We start from the raw sequence: 13,319 nt of genomic DNA on the forward strand, positions 1-13,319 counted from the left end.
CTTAATGAAAAAAGGTATGATCGTTGAAATAAGAATTGAAGATATGAGCAGTCAAGGACAAGGAATCGGCAAAGCCGACGGCTTTGTGGTTTTCGTGCCTGGAGCTGTTGTGGGGGATTTGGTCAGAGCGGAAATGACGAAAGTAAAGAAAAGTTACGGTTTTTCAAGATTGGTGGAGATAATAAAGCCGTCACCTTACAGGTTTTATGATTTTGACTGCGAATATTTAAGTAAAGGCTGCGGCGGATGTCAGTATGGGAGATTAAGTTATGATGCCCAGCTCAGGCTTAAAGAAAAACAGGTGAGAGAAAAGCTGCAGCGCATAGCTTATATACAAGATCCGCAGGTAAAAGATATCATAGGCATGAAAGAAAGTGACAACGAAGGAAACGGGACTTTTAGATATAGAAATAAAGCGCAGTTTCATGTAAGTACAGGCGGTGTGATAACACGAAAAGGTGGGGTTGTGGAAAACCTGGGGGAGCCGACAGTAGGATTTTTTAGATTTAAAAGTCATCATGTAGTAGACTGCGAGGAATGTTGTCTTCAGTCTCCTGCTGCAATGGCTGCTGCAAATGCTCTTCGCAGGTTCATGGAGGAAGATAATATAACAGCATGGGATCCTAAATGGGAGAAGGGGCTTATCCGCGATCTCGTTGTAAAGACCGGATTTGCTACCAAAGAGGTGATGGCTATAGTCATTATAAACGGAAACGGAATACCTAATGTACAAAAACTTGTCTCAATGATGGATGAGGCTGTCTACGATGCAGGGTATTACATGGAAAGTTTTGTTATAAGTGTAAAAAAAGCCGGTAAATCAGGCAGACAATTACAGGCCGTTAACGATATAATGGGAGATAAGAATATAATAGTGGCCGGCCGGCCGGTTATAAAAGATATTTTAGGACCTCTTGAGTTTGAAATCTCTCCTGCAAGTTTTTATCAGGTGAATCCGGTACAGACAAAACGACTTTATGATAAAGTAAGAGAGTACTGCGGCCTGAAAAAACATGAAAATTTTGATGTCTGTTCAGAAGGACCGGCAGAAAGACATGTTATATTAGACCTTTACTGCGGCGTAGGATCCATAGGTCTTTACTGTGCTGACAGCGCAGAAATGATTATAGGCATAGAAGCTGTAAAGGAGGCAGTCGTGGATGCCAACAGGAATGCTGTTATAAATGGCATAGTGAATGCGAGATACATATGCGGCAAGGCAGAAGAAGTATTGCCGGCATATATTGGCGGAAAAGAAGAAGGAACATATGATTCTGAAATAGCAGAAACCGTAAGAAAAGCTGATATCGCAATTCTTGACCCTCCGAGGGCGGGATGTAAGCCGCAGCTGCTCGAGGCGGTAGCTGAGGCAGGCGTAGAGCGGATTGTCTACGTATCTTGCGATCCGGCTACATTGGCAAGAGATATAAAGTTTCTTTTGGAGCTTGGATATGAGTTTAAAGAAGTCACACCTGTAGACATGTTTCCGTGGACAGGAAATATTGAGGCAGTAGTTTTGCTTTCCAAACTTCATGCAAGACGGAATGAATATAGAAGTGGAATTAAAGATGAGGGAGATGGATCTGACAGCGGCGGAGAGTAAGGCGACTTATGATGAGATTAAGGAGTATGTAATGAAGCATACGGGATTGAAAGTCAGTAACTTGTATATTGCGCAGGTAAAGCGCAAATGTGGTATTATTGAGAGGGTAAACTATAATCTGCCGAAGTTGGATAATTCGAAACAGCTGAAATGCCCTCCAGAGAAAGAGGCTGCTATAAGGGAGGCGTTGGAGTATTTTCGCATGATTTAAAAACTTATATTAGATTGAAAACATTTGAATTTCCTAGCTGAGAATTATGATGGAGGATTGGTGAAATGTTTCATTCATATAGAAAAGATAGTTCATATTTGCGGACAGCTATATTCAAGTCATATAAAGAAAAGTGTGCATATTGTGGGAGAAGAATTCAGCAACGTGATATGCATATTGATCATATTATTCCTTCTAATCGGCAAGAAAAAATTGATGATGAAGTGAAGGAGTACCTTATAGAGTTACAATTGATTTTGTTGATGTAAGCAGGCTTGTGGAGAGGGCAAAGGATAGTTGGGGACATAGTCATGAAATAACAGAGGTATGTGATATTCTTTACATTGGCAATTATAAAGTGGCACAGGAATTTATCAAGAATAATTTAGATAAAACCCAAACAATGTATTCGTCACTTATAATGATGTCGCCTAAATGTGCTATAGAAGCCTTTGAAAGAGGGATTAAGATTGATCTGCTAACTGAGTACTGGTGGGATGTTAGCTTGTATGCTTTACAGGAATTCAATAAAATAGATGTAAAGAAAACAAAGGAAATACTTTTAGAGAATGTTTCTCAAATTACTGAAAGAATAAATTCTATTACTGCGTTGGATTTTGACAAGAAATATTTTTTGGAATTCCTAAAACTGATATAAGCTATAGACATCGAAATTTTTGATAAGATTATTCTTGGGGTGGACATTAAAAAAATTAAAAATAATTGGAGTAAAGGTGCTATACGTAGAGGAAAAGAAAAACAGGTAGAGAAAAGACGAGGAGAATTTTATGAGTTGATAAAGCAATGATTATGAACATATTGATTTAAAAATTAATCAAATGGAAAAAGGAGGACTGCAAGGTGGAGGATAGAAGAGACGATCTCAATATTGTTGGTAGCGAAATTATTATATATCAGACGAAAGATGGACTCACAAAAATTGACGTTAAGCTTGAAGATGAGACCGTTTGGCTTACACAGGCACAATTATGTGAACTCTACCAAACCAGTAAATCCAATATCAGTGAGCATATCAAACACATTTTTGAAGAGGGCGAACTGGAAGAAAATTCAGTTGTTCGGAAATTCCGAACAACTGCTGCTGACGGGAAAAAATATAATACAACACATTATAATCTTGATATGATTATTTCTCTTGGGTATAGAGTAAAATCAAAAATTGCTACAAATTTTCGTCGGTGGGCTACTGAGCGCTTAAAAGAGTACATGATAAAAGGCTTTACGATGGATGATGAGCGGCTGAAAAATCTGGGCGGCGGTAACTACTGGAAAGAGCTGTTAGACCGTATACGCGATATACGTTCGTCTGAAAAGGTTATGTACCGACAGGTTCTTGACCTTTATGCAACGAGTGTTGACTATGATCCTAAGAGTAGTGAATCTATTGCTTTTTTTAAAATGGTGCAGAACAAATTGCATTATGCAGCACACGGACATACAGCAGCAGAGGTTATATACGAGCGTGCGAATGCGAGTCAGCCTTTCATGGGATTGAAGAGTTTTTCTGGTGACTTTCCTACTTTAAAGGATATAGGTATTGCAAAGAATTACCTTAATGATGAAGAATTAAAAATATTGAATAATATTGTATCGGGATATTTTGATTTTGCGGAAATTCAGGCTATGCGTCATAATCCTATGTATATGGCTGATTACGTGGAGCATATTGATAATGTTTTAAAAACCACAGGCGAAAAGGTGCTACAGGGGGCTGGAACGATTAGTCATGCACAGGCAATTGAGAAAGCAACAAAAGAGTATAGAAAATATCAGGCACAGAACTTGTCACCAGTTGAAGAGGAATATTTGGAAAGCATTAAAAATATTCAAAGCATAGTGAAGAAAAAAGGAGATAGTTAATAGAAAAATGATTTCTAATCGAAAAGGGGTAAATTAAGGTTAGTGGCTTCTTTAGATGCAAATGGTAAATATGAGTTTGGACAACGAAGAACATATTGAGGCGGTGGCATTGATGCTGCGAGAAGATAAATGAGAGCTTGAAAAAATGCAGGAAACAAAAAATTTCCGGGAGTTTGGACTGTTTGAGCAGCAGTTTTGGTTCCTGGATTTTTTATTGTTGTTATGATTATGTAAAAAACACGCATTATCAATATTTTATCCTTTATGATATTCCTAATAATTATAATAAACTATTCAATATAACTATTTGCTATTAATTTGCTTGAAAAGTATAATAGAATCAAAGATTATAGTAAATATATTTCGGAGGTGAAATTATGGATAAGAAATTAGTTGCCTATTTTTCAGCAAGCGGAGTGACAAGAGGAGTTGCAGAAGCGCTCGCTGAAGCTGCAGGAGCAGATCTGTATGAAATAAAGCCGGAAATTCCATACACAGCAGCAGATCTTAACTGGAATGACAGAAAGAGCAGAAGTACTTTGGAAATGAGAGATCCGGATTCGAGACCTAAAATTTTAGAAAAATATGATAAGATGAATGAATATTCTGTTATATTTTTGGGTTTTCCGATATGGTGGTATACTGCTCCGGCAATAATAAAAACATTTCTTGAAAGTTATGATTTAAGCGGCAAAAAAATCATTTTATTTGCTACGTCGGGAGGAAGCGGACTGGGAAAAACAGATAAAGAACTGCAGGCAATATGCCCGGGGGCTTATATACAAAATGGAAGAATGTTCAGCGGCAAGCTTTCTCAGAAAGAATTATTGGACTGGGCAGATAGTATTTAAGTAAATAACCGAAGAATCATGTATGTTCTTTGGCTGCGATTATTATAGTATCTCATCTGAGTAGTTTAAAATGTTCCGTATACATAATATAAATCCGAACAATGAATAAGCTGCCGTAAATATCGGCAGCTTATGGTTTCATGAGTGTTTTTATTTCTGTTCTTCGAATTCGTCTTTTCCCACACCGCATAAAGGGCATTCATAATCATCAGGCAGATTTTCAAATTTTGTACCTGCGGTGATTCCGTTATCCGGTTCGCCTACTGATTCGTCGTATACATAACCGCAAACTTTACAAACATATTTTTTCATAACTTTCCTCCTGTCCGGCTGCAGCTCAAAGCCTTAAGCCCGTACAATCTTATTTTTAAACTATTTTTATTATTTCATAACTTACTTAAAATATAACTACAAGCAGCATTTTAAAGTTTTCTTCGCCTGATACTGCATGAGGATGTCCTGCCGGCATAACTATAGATTCCCCTTCGTGAAGAGAATAATCCACATCATCGATCGTAATTTTTCCTACTCCGTCAAGGCATGTTACAAAGGCATCTCCATTTGACTGATGAGTACTTATTTCTTCTTTTTCTGCAAAAGCAAAGAGGGTCACACTGACGGCATCGTTTTGGGCCAGCGTTTTGCTGACTACTTGGCCTTCCTGATAAGATACGAGATCTTTCAGTGTAAGGACTTCTGATTTTTTGATGTTTTTCATGATTTCTCTCATGGCGGATTCTCCGTTATTCTTTTATTTTACCATCTATGGATATTGTAACGATCTGCCATGGAATAAATTTACCACTGGCCTGCAGAGCTTGCTTGGCGGCAAATTCCAGCCCGCCGCAGCATGGGACTTCCATTCGTACTATGGTAACGCTCTTTATATCGTTGTTTTTTATTATTTCCGTAAGTTTTTCACTATATTCTACAGAATCAAGTTTAGGACATCCTATAAGTGTGATTTTGCCTTTCATGAATTCCTGATGCATATTAGCATATGCATAGGCGGTACAGTCAGCAGCGATAAGAAGTTTAGCTCCGTCAAAATATGGTGCATTGACAGGAACTAGCTTTATCTGACACGGCCATTGTCCCAGCTGTGAAACAGAAGGTTCGGCAGGAGAATGGTCTGCGGTTTCATTTTTTGTGTCTAATCTATGTGCTTGACTTCCCGGACATCCGCGGAAGGCATCTTTGCTTGTTTTTTTTCTTTGATTTTCCAAAACAGCAGCTTCATCATACGGGGCAGCTTCTCTTTCGATAAAAGTGATAGCATTGGTAGGGCATGAAGGCAGGCAGTCGCCCAGACCGTCACAATAGTCATCTCTCAAAAGTTTTGCTTTTCCGTTTACCATACCGATGGCGCCCTCATGACAGGCCTCTGCACATGCTCCGCAACCGTTGCACTTTTCTTCATCTATATTAATTATCTTTCTTATCATAGTCAATACCTCATTTCTTGTTTTTATGATGTGAGTATAGTACAATAGTTAAAAGAATTCGGTGGTTATAACCACGGAAAAGAGGCAAAAGTGAAAAAAAATAAATTTCCTATTTTCAGAGGGATAAGTGAATCAGAAATGAACGAGATAACAGATATTGGATGTATACGGAGGATGGAATATGATAAAGATGCTGTAATATTTCATACAGGAGAAGTGGTAAATGAATTCGGTATAATAACGTCAGGGAGTATAAATATTGAGAATATAGATCTGTGGGGAAACAGAAATATACTGAATCATATTCCACAGGGGCAGGTTTTCGCTGAAACCTATGCTATATGCAAAATGCCTATGATGGTAGATGCAGTGGCAGGAGAAGATTGCAGCGTTCTTTTTCTCAATATGGATAAACTTCTTGATTGGAGTAATCTCGATAAATCGTGGTATCCGAAATTTCTCCATAATATGCTGTTGATGTCTACAAATAAAAATCTGGGGCTGTCAAATCGGATTTTCTGCACTTCTTCTAAAAATATCAGAAGCCGGGTGATGACATATCTTTCTTCTGAGGCTGTCAAGAGCGGCAGTATGGATATTGTTATTCCCTTCAATAGACAGCAGATGGCTGATTATCTTAATCTTGAACGCAGTGCATTATCAAAAGAACTGGGAAAAATGAGAGATGAAGGGATACTGGAATTCAGAAAAAACAGATTCAGACTTTTTCGCCTTGAAGAATAAGCAGGCAATGAAAATATAAATAGTAAAAGGAGAATAATATGAGATACAGAAATTTGGGAAATACAGGGCTTAATGTCAGCGAGATCGGAATGGGATGCGAAGGTTTTGCAGGAGATGAGTACAGAGAAGCCGGAAGAATTTTTGATGCGGCGGAAGAGCTGGGGATAAATTATTTTGATCTTTATTCATCTGACCCGAAGCTGCGTGAAAGCGTAGGAAAAGCTATAAAAGGCAGAAGAAAAAAATTCATCATCCAGGGACATATATGCTCTATCTGGAAAAACGGGCAGTATGAGAGATCCAGAGATATAGAAGAAGTAAAATCAAGTTTCATGGAGCTTATGAGGCTTATAGAGACTGACTACCTTGATGTGGGGATGATCCACTATTGTGATTCTATGAAAGATTGGGACAACATATCAAATGGGCCTGTTATGGATTTTGCCAGGGAGTTAAAGAAAGCCGGAACTATACATCATATAGGTCTCAGCAGCCATAATCCACAGGTAGCTTTAAAGGCTGTCAGAGAAGGAAATATAGAAGTGCTGATGTTCAGTATAAATCCTTGCTATGATCTTATGCCTGCCGATGAAGACGTGGAGGAGCTGTGGAATGAAAGAAATTATGAGAAGCCGCTTATAAATATGGATCCACAGAGACAAGAACTTTATGAGACATGTCAGAGACTTGGAGTAGGAATTACTGTGATGAAAGCATTTGGAGGCGGTGATTTGCTGGATGAGAAACTTTCCCCGGCAGGCAGGGCTCTTACCGTTAATCAATGTATTCATTATGCTATGACAAGGCCGGCTGTGTCGACAGTTTTGGCGGGGGCTCGTTCTGCCGGTGAACTGAGGCGAAGTGCATCATATGAGGAGGCCTCAGACGAGGACAAGGATTATGCTTCTGCTCTGGCATCGTTTCCGAATATAAGCTGGAAGGGCCATTGTATGTACTGCAGTCATTGTGCTCCATGTCCAAAAAAACTTGATGTGGCTTCCATTACTAAATTTTTAAATCTCACTGTAGCGCAGGGAAGAATTCCTGAGACGGTAAGAGAACATTATGAATTGCTGGGGCATTATGCAGGGGAGTGTATAGAATGCGGAGCCTGCGAAAAAAGGTGTCCTTTTGAAGTGAATATAATAGAAAATATGAAGAAAGCCAAAAAGATTTTTGGCAGATAAAGCAGGAGTCAAGGTGAACTTGTGTCTTTGTTTTGTCTATAGTATACTTTTAACAGTAAATAATAATTGCTGTATTTGATGAGGGTGTATTGAGATGGCCAGCAGTGAGGATTTTGTTCGGCATGTATCGGAGCAGTGTTCTAAAGTAGGAAATATTACGTATAGGAAAATGTTCGGAGAATACGGACTGTACTGCGATGGGAAAATATTTGCTTTGGTATGTGATAATCAGTTTTTTGTAAAAATCACGAGTTTTGGAAAGTGTTTTAAAGCTGAGCTTAAAACGGCGCCTCCTTATGATGGAGCTAAGTCATATTTTGTTATGGATGATTTGGATGAGAGAGATTTTTTTGGGTTAATTGAAGAGTTATATTTGCTGTGATATAATAAATAAGCATGATTAAAGGAGAAGTTAAGATGAATGATAGATATGCTAAAGCTCTTGAGCGGGCTTTATTTAATTGGTATTATACAGGAGATAATGCTCCGTCAGAGCCTGTTTTTAATGCTCTCAGTGAGGGCAGCAAAAATGGAATGCAGCTTCTTGTTCCCATTGAAATACCTGAAGCTCTTTTACAGCAGCTGATGAATGCCGAAAGCTTGCAGGAGGGGACGACTTTTTCCATAAATGAAGAGTTGCCGATACGTTTCGGACATATTCCTGTAGATGAAGACGGTCATTATCTTATACCGGTCTTTACAAGTGAAGAGCAGCTTAAAATGGGAGAGGAAAGTCCGGCTATGAATCAGCCGATAAATATTTTGATGGAATCATTGGATCAGTGGCCGGATTGCATAGGTCTTGTGGTAAATCCTTATTCAAATAAAATTCTTATAGATCACAATATCAGGGAAAAAATAATAACTTTTTCACCTAAATCCCATGTGGCTTTCGTGAAGGGAAGTGTTCTTGATCTAAATGTATCGGCTGTTGTGAATTCAGCGAATAAAACGCTTCTGGGAGGTAAGGCAGTAGATGAGATATTGCTTGCAGAGGATGAAAATATTCATGAAGCATTCCTGTGCGGAGGAGGGCTCAACGGTGCGGTGCATGAAGCTGCAGGGCGCGCTCTTTTTGACGAATGCAGATCCTTGGGCGGATGTAACGTGGGAGATGCGAAGATGACGGGAGCCTACGGATTATCCAATGCAGAATATATAATCCACGCTGTCGGACCTATATATATGGGTGATGAAACTGAAGAAGAGAGCCGCAGACTATTGGCATCATGCTATAACAAAGCGCTTGATCTGGCGTCAGAAAAGGGCTGTGACAGCGTGGCTTTTCCATGTATATCTGCAGGAGCGCAGGGATATCCTATAGGCAAATCAGCGTTGACTGCACTGATAACAGTAGTAGAATGGTTTGAGGCACATCCTGATGTTGTAATGAATGTGTATCTGTGCAGTTTTACGGAAAATGAGTATAAAAACTATCTCAGACTTATTAAAAATTAAGAGTTGAAACGGGTGAGCACCTACCGTATGCAAGGCTGTTGCATACGGTTTTATTTTTGAGAGAGAAAGGAGCTTTTATGATTGAACATATATTTGGCGATGATTTCAAGAATATAGTTAATACGCTGGTAAGGTTCAGCCTGCCGCTTATTTTAAGTGGTATTTTGCAGCAGCTTTATAATTGGGTGGATGCTTTTATAGTAGGAAATGTAGAAGGAGAGCTGGCACTGGCGGCAGTAGGTGCAACAGGAACAGTTATCAATTTTTATATTATGGCCATTACCGGATTTACTCTGGGGTTGGCTATTCTTTTTGGACAAAAATTCGGAAGCGGTGAGCTGGATTATATTCCGAAGGTATTGTCTACTTTTACAGTAATTCTTGGGGCAAGTTTTATTATATTGTCTCTGCTGGGAGCACTCACTACAGTTCCCTTGCTTGAGCTTCTGCATACTACCGGTGATACGATACATATGGCTGCGGATTATTTACAGATCATATTTGCCGGGATCCCTTTTATGGCAGTATATAATGTATATTCTGCAGCTATGAGAGGAACAGGAGACAGCAAAGCTCCGTTTCTCGCGATCCTCGTATCTTCTATAGTAAATATTGTACTTGATATTATATTTGTTGCTTTATGGGGATGGGGTGTCAGAGGAGCGGCAGCTGCAACTGTTCTTTCACAAATATCGATGGCTGTGTTCATAATAATTTATGCGTCAAGCAAATATACGTCTCTTCGTTTTTCATTCAGGGAAAAGTTGGTGGACAAGGGGTGTTTGGTTCAGGGATTTAATTTCGGGCTGCCTCCCATGATACAGTCCAGTATAACAGCTTTTGGAAGTATAATATTGCAGAATTTTATGAATGGATTCGGGACTCAGACAGTTGCGGCTATTACTACGGCTTATCGTATAGATACTATGGCGCTTTTGCCTATTATCAATCTCGGTTCCGGAATTTCTACTATAGTGGCTCAGAATTACGGGGCGGGGAAAATAAGGCAGACCAGAAAAATTTTTTTTGTGGGAACTGCTTTGATGGTGATAGTTTCAGTTGTGTTGACAGCACTGATCGTATTGTCCGGAGGTTCTTTGATAAGTCTATTTGGTGCAAGTGAGGCTGCTATAGATATCGGACGGAATTTCTTTTACCGTTTGGCAAGCTTTTATCTTGTGTTTGGCATAGCTACAGCTATGAGGGGCTATATTGAAGGGCTGGGGGATGTGGTATACTCCAGTGTTGCAGGAATAGTTTCTCTGGCAGTTCGTATTATATTGTCTTATGGGCTTGTTTCTTTTTTTGGGAATATGGTTATAGCATACGCTGAAGCTTTTGCATGGATACTTCTATTGATAATGTATGGAATAAGAGTTTTTGTTAAACATCCGGGCTGATTTATTTTTATTTTTGCTGTTATAATCACCTTATTAAAGATAGTGGGTTTATATATTATGATATAAATTCAAAGCAAAAAACAAACTCGGAGGAAAATGAAATGTTTTGTTATCAGTGCTAAGTCTTGCGGAATAGTTTCTCTCAGTAAATCTGATGTCGATGATTATGTAAATACCGAAATAACGAAAGCAAATAGAATCCCATCATCTTCATATATCTGGAGATGATGGGAGATCATGGTTTTATTGTTTTTTTATTATAGTGTTCTCCAGAGTTGCCATTACCTGCTGTATATCTATTGGCTTTGCAATGTGATCGTTCATACCGCTGTCCAGACAACGTTTTATATCCTCTGAAAAAACATCTGCTGTCATGGCGATGATAGGAAGATCAGCATCCGGGCGGAGCAATGATCGGATTGCTCTTGTAGTTTCATAACCATCCATTACCGGCATTCTGACGTCCATCAGAATGGCGCTGTAGTAATTGAGTTCTGATTCCTCGAACATTTCGAGGCAACGTTTTCCGTTTTCTGCATGATATAGTTTAAGCCCAAAATCAGTCAGAAGTTCGTATGCTATTTCCCAGTTAAGTTCATTATCTTCGGCTACTAAAATATGTTTCCCTTGAAGGCCGTGTTTTTCTTCCTTTAAAGTGTTGTTTTCATCGGGCAGATTGTGTTCTTCTCTTTTCGGAACACATGGTTTCAGGTCCAGTGTTATATGAAATTCGGAACCTTGATCAATGTGGCTCTTCACTGTAATGGTTCCGCCAAAAGCATCAATAATATTTTTTGTAATTGCCATACCCAGACCTGTACCTTCTGTGCGCATGATATTTTCTTTGTTTTCGCGTGAGAATGAGTCGAAGATTATTTTTTGGAATTCTTCTGACATTCCTATTCCGTTATCTTGTACTATGACGTGTGTACGTGTATATTCGCTGTTTTCCTCAGGTGTTTCCTGCCATACAGTCAACCTTACAGTTCCGTTCTTTTTAGTAAATTTAACTGCATTGGACAGTAGATTCAAGAGGACCTGATTAAGGCGTACATTGTCACAGAAGACCATATCTTCAGTAATATCATGAATAAACAAATCAAATAATTGATTTTTTGCGTTTGCCTGAGGTTTTATTATCTCTGCGGCAGTATTAACTGTTTCGCGAAGAGAAGTAGGAGTGATATTGAGTGTTAGTTTACCGTTTTCGATTTTTGACATATCCAATATATCATTGATAAGCCCTAAAAGATGTTTTCCTGAAAGTATTATTTTTTCAAGATAGTTTTTCATATCGTTTTCATTGTCTGTTCGGGATTGGGCAAGTGTAGCAAGGCCCAATATTGCATTAATAGGCGTTCGGATGTCGTGGCTCATATTTGAGAGGAATTCACTTTTTGCTTTATTGGCATGATCTGCTTCAGCTTTGGCAGCCTCAGCATCGGCTTTGGCTTTTTCAACGATACTCCTCTGATGCTTCTCCGAAAGATAATAAAGTATAAAACTTCCCAAAAGAATGCACAAAATGATAGAACCGGATATCATTACAGCTTTGAGACGCAGGTCACTGTTGGATTGTATGATACTGTCAGTAGCGCCTTCAGGCATAAGGGTTACCAGATACCATTCTGAATTTGTGAGCGGAGAATAGAAACAGTGATGATTTAGTGTACCGTCAGAAAAATACAGAGAAAATTTTTCCCTGTCTGCCATTTTTTGCTTTATATCAGATAACGTTTTGTCACTGTCCATGCCGCTGGCTTCAGCCAGTTTTGATACCCTGTCCAAATAATTGTTTTCTGTTGCATTATCATCGTTTTTGATGATAAAAGAGCCGTCGTTTCTGATGATGTGAGAAAGACATCCATCGCCATTGTCCTGCAGGGACAGTTCCTCATTCAAAAAATCCATGGGACCGCCGGTAACCAATGCTATTCCGTTATTTTCTCCAATGGAAAAATCAGCAGGTACTCCCTGTAAGAACAATAAATCGCCTGATTGAGTTTCTCCTAGAGCTACTTTATCGATGTCGTTTTTTATCGATGTGCGGAACGGCTGTTCGTTTATAATGTTGATGGTTTCATCTTTGTCTTGATAAATCGTGAGAAGATTTCCGTCCTCCTGATACATACCTATGAAAGTAAAACCAAATGCGTCAGCTCCCACTGAAAGATTGTACATGATGGTATCATAATTATCTTCGTTTTGAGCTTCTGATAAAAGTGACTGAGCTTGCGAGATACGCAGATTGATAATAGTGTCAAAATGATGTTGTATTTCACTGCTGCTCTCCTTCATATGAACCTGATTGATTTTACTTACCGAGTCTTGATTGATTTTTTCAAGATAGTTTCTCAGAATTCCGAAGACTGCAGTGGCTGCCACAAGGACGAACACCGTCGAGATGATCCAGAATCTCCGCATATTTGATATTGACCTTTTTTGTGGCTTTTTTTTAAACATAGAGTTTCTCCAATACGACAAATAAATATAGAATTTTAATTTCAACGGGTTACAGTATAGCATTATTCTTATGGGT

16 protein-coding genes are annotated in these 13,319 nt (G+C 38.9%); 12 read left to right on the forward strand and 4 right to left on the reverse strand.

Features of this window, described 5'->3' with window-relative positions:
- The first annotated feature begins 4 nt into the window (after positions 1–4).
- The 6 genes from rlmD to H8692_RS07205 all read left to right on the forward strand — a co-directional run bounded on the left by rlmD (position 5) and on the right by H8692_RS07205 (position 4,546).
- Complete coding sequence (rlmD, locus tag H8692_RS07180) at positions 5–1,603, forward strand: 23S rRNA (uracil(1939)-C(5))-methyltransferase RlmD (RefSeq protein WP_187525337.1); 1,599 nt, start codon at positions 5–7, stop codon at positions 1,601–1,603.
- Entirely contained in the window at positions 1,569–1,814 is a 246-nt protein-coding gene (locus H8692_RS07185) for a 23S rRNA methyltransferase (RefSeq protein ID WP_187525425.1), read from the forward strand. The genes rlmD and H8692_RS07185 overlap by 35 nt, the downstream gene beginning before the upstream one ends.
- Before the next feature lie 65 nt (positions 1,815–1,879).
- Entirely contained in the window at positions 1,880–2,083 is a 204-nt protein-coding gene (locus tag H8692_RS10995) for an HNH endonuclease (protein ID WP_187525338.1), read from the forward strand.
- 8 nt (positions 2,084–2,091) lie between these two features.
- Positions 2,092–2,472, forward strand: a complete 381-nt coding sequence (locus H8692_RS07195; RefSeq protein WP_187525339.1) for a hypothetical protein — start codon at positions 2,092–2,094, stop codon at positions 2,470–2,472.
- 203 nt (positions 2,473–2,675) lie between these two features.
- Complete coding sequence (locus H8692_RS07200) at positions 2,676–3,695, forward strand: RhuM family protein (RefSeq protein ID WP_187525340.1); 1,020 nt, start codon at positions 2,676–2,678, stop codon at positions 3,693–3,695.
- Positions 3,696–4,072: 377 nt separating this feature from the next.
- The gene (locus H8692_RS07205) at positions 4,073–4,546 is read left to right on the forward strand and encodes a flavodoxin (protein ID WP_187525341.1); all 474 of its coding nucleotides are present in this window, start codon (positions 4,073–4,075) and stop codon (positions 4,544–4,546) included.
- A gap of 150 nt (positions 4,547–4,696) precedes the next feature.
- Here H8692_RS07205 and rd read toward each other — a convergent pair whose 3' ends face one another.
- The 3 genes from rd to H8692_RS07220 all read right to left on the reverse strand — a co-directional run bounded on the left by rd (position 4,697) and on the right by H8692_RS07220 (position 5,991).
- Entirely contained in the window at positions 4,697–4,858 is a 162-nt protein-coding gene (gene rd, locus H8692_RS07210; RefSeq protein ID WP_177268879.1) for a rubredoxin, read from the reverse strand.
- Positions 4,859–4,943: 85 nt separating this feature from the next.
- Positions 4,944–5,264, reverse strand: a complete 321-nt coding sequence (locus tag H8692_RS07215) for a cupin domain-containing protein (protein ID WP_417494716.1) — start codon at positions 5,262–5,264, stop codon at positions 4,944–4,946.
- 25 nt (positions 5,265–5,289) lie between these two features.
- Entirely contained in the window at positions 5,290–5,991 is a 702-nt protein-coding gene (locus tag H8692_RS07220; protein WP_177268875.1) for a 4Fe-4S binding protein, read from the reverse strand.
- Positions 5,992–6,081: 90 nt separating this feature from the next.
- On the opposite strand from H8692_RS07220, the gene H8692_RS07225 reads away from it, so the two are divergent.
- The 6 genes from H8692_RS07225 (at position 6,082) to H8692_RS10875 (ending at position 11,008) form a co-directional block, all read left to right on the forward strand.
- On the forward strand, positions 6,082–6,735 hold the full coding sequence (locus H8692_RS07225; protein ID WP_187525343.1) for a cyclic nucleotide-binding domain-containing protein: 654 nt from the start codon (positions 6,082–6,084) through the stop codon (positions 6,733–6,735).
- Between the two features lie 38 nt (positions 6,736–6,773).
- The gene (locus H8692_RS07230) at positions 6,774–7,922 is read left to right on the forward strand and encodes an aldo/keto reductase (protein WP_187525344.1); all 1,149 of its coding nucleotides are present in this window, start codon (positions 6,774–6,776) and stop codon (positions 7,920–7,922) included.
- A gap of 94 nt (positions 7,923–8,016) precedes the next feature.
- On the forward strand, positions 8,017–8,304 hold the full coding sequence (locus tag H8692_RS07235) for a TfoX/Sxy family protein (RefSeq protein WP_187525345.1): 288 nt from the start codon (positions 8,017–8,019) through the stop codon (positions 8,302–8,304).
- 35 nt (positions 8,305–8,339) lie between these two features.
- A complete protein-coding gene (locus H8692_RS07240; RefSeq protein WP_207722968.1) occupies positions 8,340–9,380 on the forward strand; it encodes a macro domain-containing protein in 1,041 nt (346 codons plus the stop codon).
- Positions 9,381–9,457: 77 nt separating this feature from the next.
- Positions 9,458–10,780: an MATE family efflux transporter gene (locus tag H8692_RS07245; RefSeq protein ID WP_187525346.1), complete on the forward strand. Its 1,323-nt coding sequence runs from the start codon at positions 9,458–9,460 to the stop codon at positions 10,778–10,780.
- A gap of 96 nt (positions 10,781–10,876) precedes the next feature.
- Entirely contained in the window at positions 10,877–11,008 is a 132-nt protein-coding gene (locus H8692_RS10875) for a hypothetical protein (protein ID WP_283242299.1), read from the forward strand.
- 15 nt (positions 11,009–11,023) lie between these two features.
- Here H8692_RS10875 and H8692_RS07250 read toward each other — a convergent pair whose 3' ends face one another.
- On the reverse strand, positions 11,024–13,204 hold the full coding sequence (locus H8692_RS07250; protein WP_187525347.1) for a hybrid sensor histidine kinase/response regulator: 2,181 nt from the start codon (positions 13,202–13,204) through the stop codon (positions 11,024–11,026).
- Between the last annotated feature and the right edge of the window lie 115 nt (positions 13,205–13,319).

The organism is Lentihominibacter hominis, from assembly GCF_014385065.1.
Lineage (GTDB): Bacteria > Bacillota > Clostridia > Peptostreptococcales > Anaerovoracaceae > Lentihominibacter > Lentihominibacter hominis.

What these genes read in the sequence shown, in the direction of transcription:
- H8692_RS07240 (WP_207722968.1), top strand. Translation starts at nt 8,340, where the DNA reads ATGAATGATAGATATGCTAAAGCTCTTGAGCGGGCTTTATTTAATTGG.
- H8692_RS07215 (WP_417494716.1), bottom strand. Translation starts at nt 5,264, where the DNA reads ATGAAAAACATCAAAAAATCAGAAGTCCTTACACTGAAAGATCTCGTA.
- H8692_RS07235 (WP_187525345.1), top strand. Translation starts at nt 8,017, where the DNA reads ATGGCCAGCAGTGAGGATTTTGTTCGGCATGTATCGGAGCAGTGTTCT.
- H8692_RS07250 (WP_187525347.1), bottom strand. Translation starts at nt 13,204, where the DNA reads ATGCGGAGATTCTGGATCATCTCGACGGTGTTCGTCCTTGTGGCAGCC.
- H8692_RS10995 (WP_187525338.1), top strand. Translation starts at nt 1,880, where the DNA reads ATGTTTCATTCATATAGAAAAGATAGTTCATATTTGCGGACAGCTATA.
- rd (WP_177268879.1), bottom strand. Translation starts at nt 4,858, where the DNA reads ATGAAAAAATATGTTTGTAAAGTTTGCGGTTATGTATACGACGAATCA.
- rlmD (WP_187525337.1), top strand. Translation starts at nt 5, where the DNA reads ATGAAAAAAGGTATGATCGTTGAAATAAGAATTGAAGATATGAGCAGT.
- H8692_RS07230 (WP_187525344.1), top strand. Translation starts at nt 6,774, where the DNA reads ATGAGATACAGAAATTTGGGAAATACAGGGCTTAATGTCAGCGAGATC.
- H8692_RS10875 (WP_283242299.1), top strand. Translation starts at nt 10,877, where the DNA reads ATGAAATGTTTTGTTATCAGTGCTAAGTCTTGCGGAATAGTTTCTCTC.
- H8692_RS07220 (WP_177268875.1), bottom strand. Translation starts at nt 5,991, where the DNA reads ATGATAAGAAAGATAATTAATATAGATGAAGAAAAGTGCAACGGTTGC.
- H8692_RS07205 (WP_187525341.1), top strand. Translation starts at nt 4,073, where the DNA reads ATGGATAAGAAATTAGTTGCCTATTTTTCAGCAAGCGGAGTGACAAGA.
- H8692_RS07245 (WP_187525346.1), top strand. Translation starts at nt 9,458, where the DNA reads ATGATTGAACATATATTTGGCGATGATTTCAAGAATATAGTTAATACG.
- H8692_RS07185 (WP_187525425.1), top strand. Translation starts at nt 1,569, where the DNA reads ATGAGGGAGATGGATCTGACAGCGGCGGAGAGTAAGGCGACTTATGAT.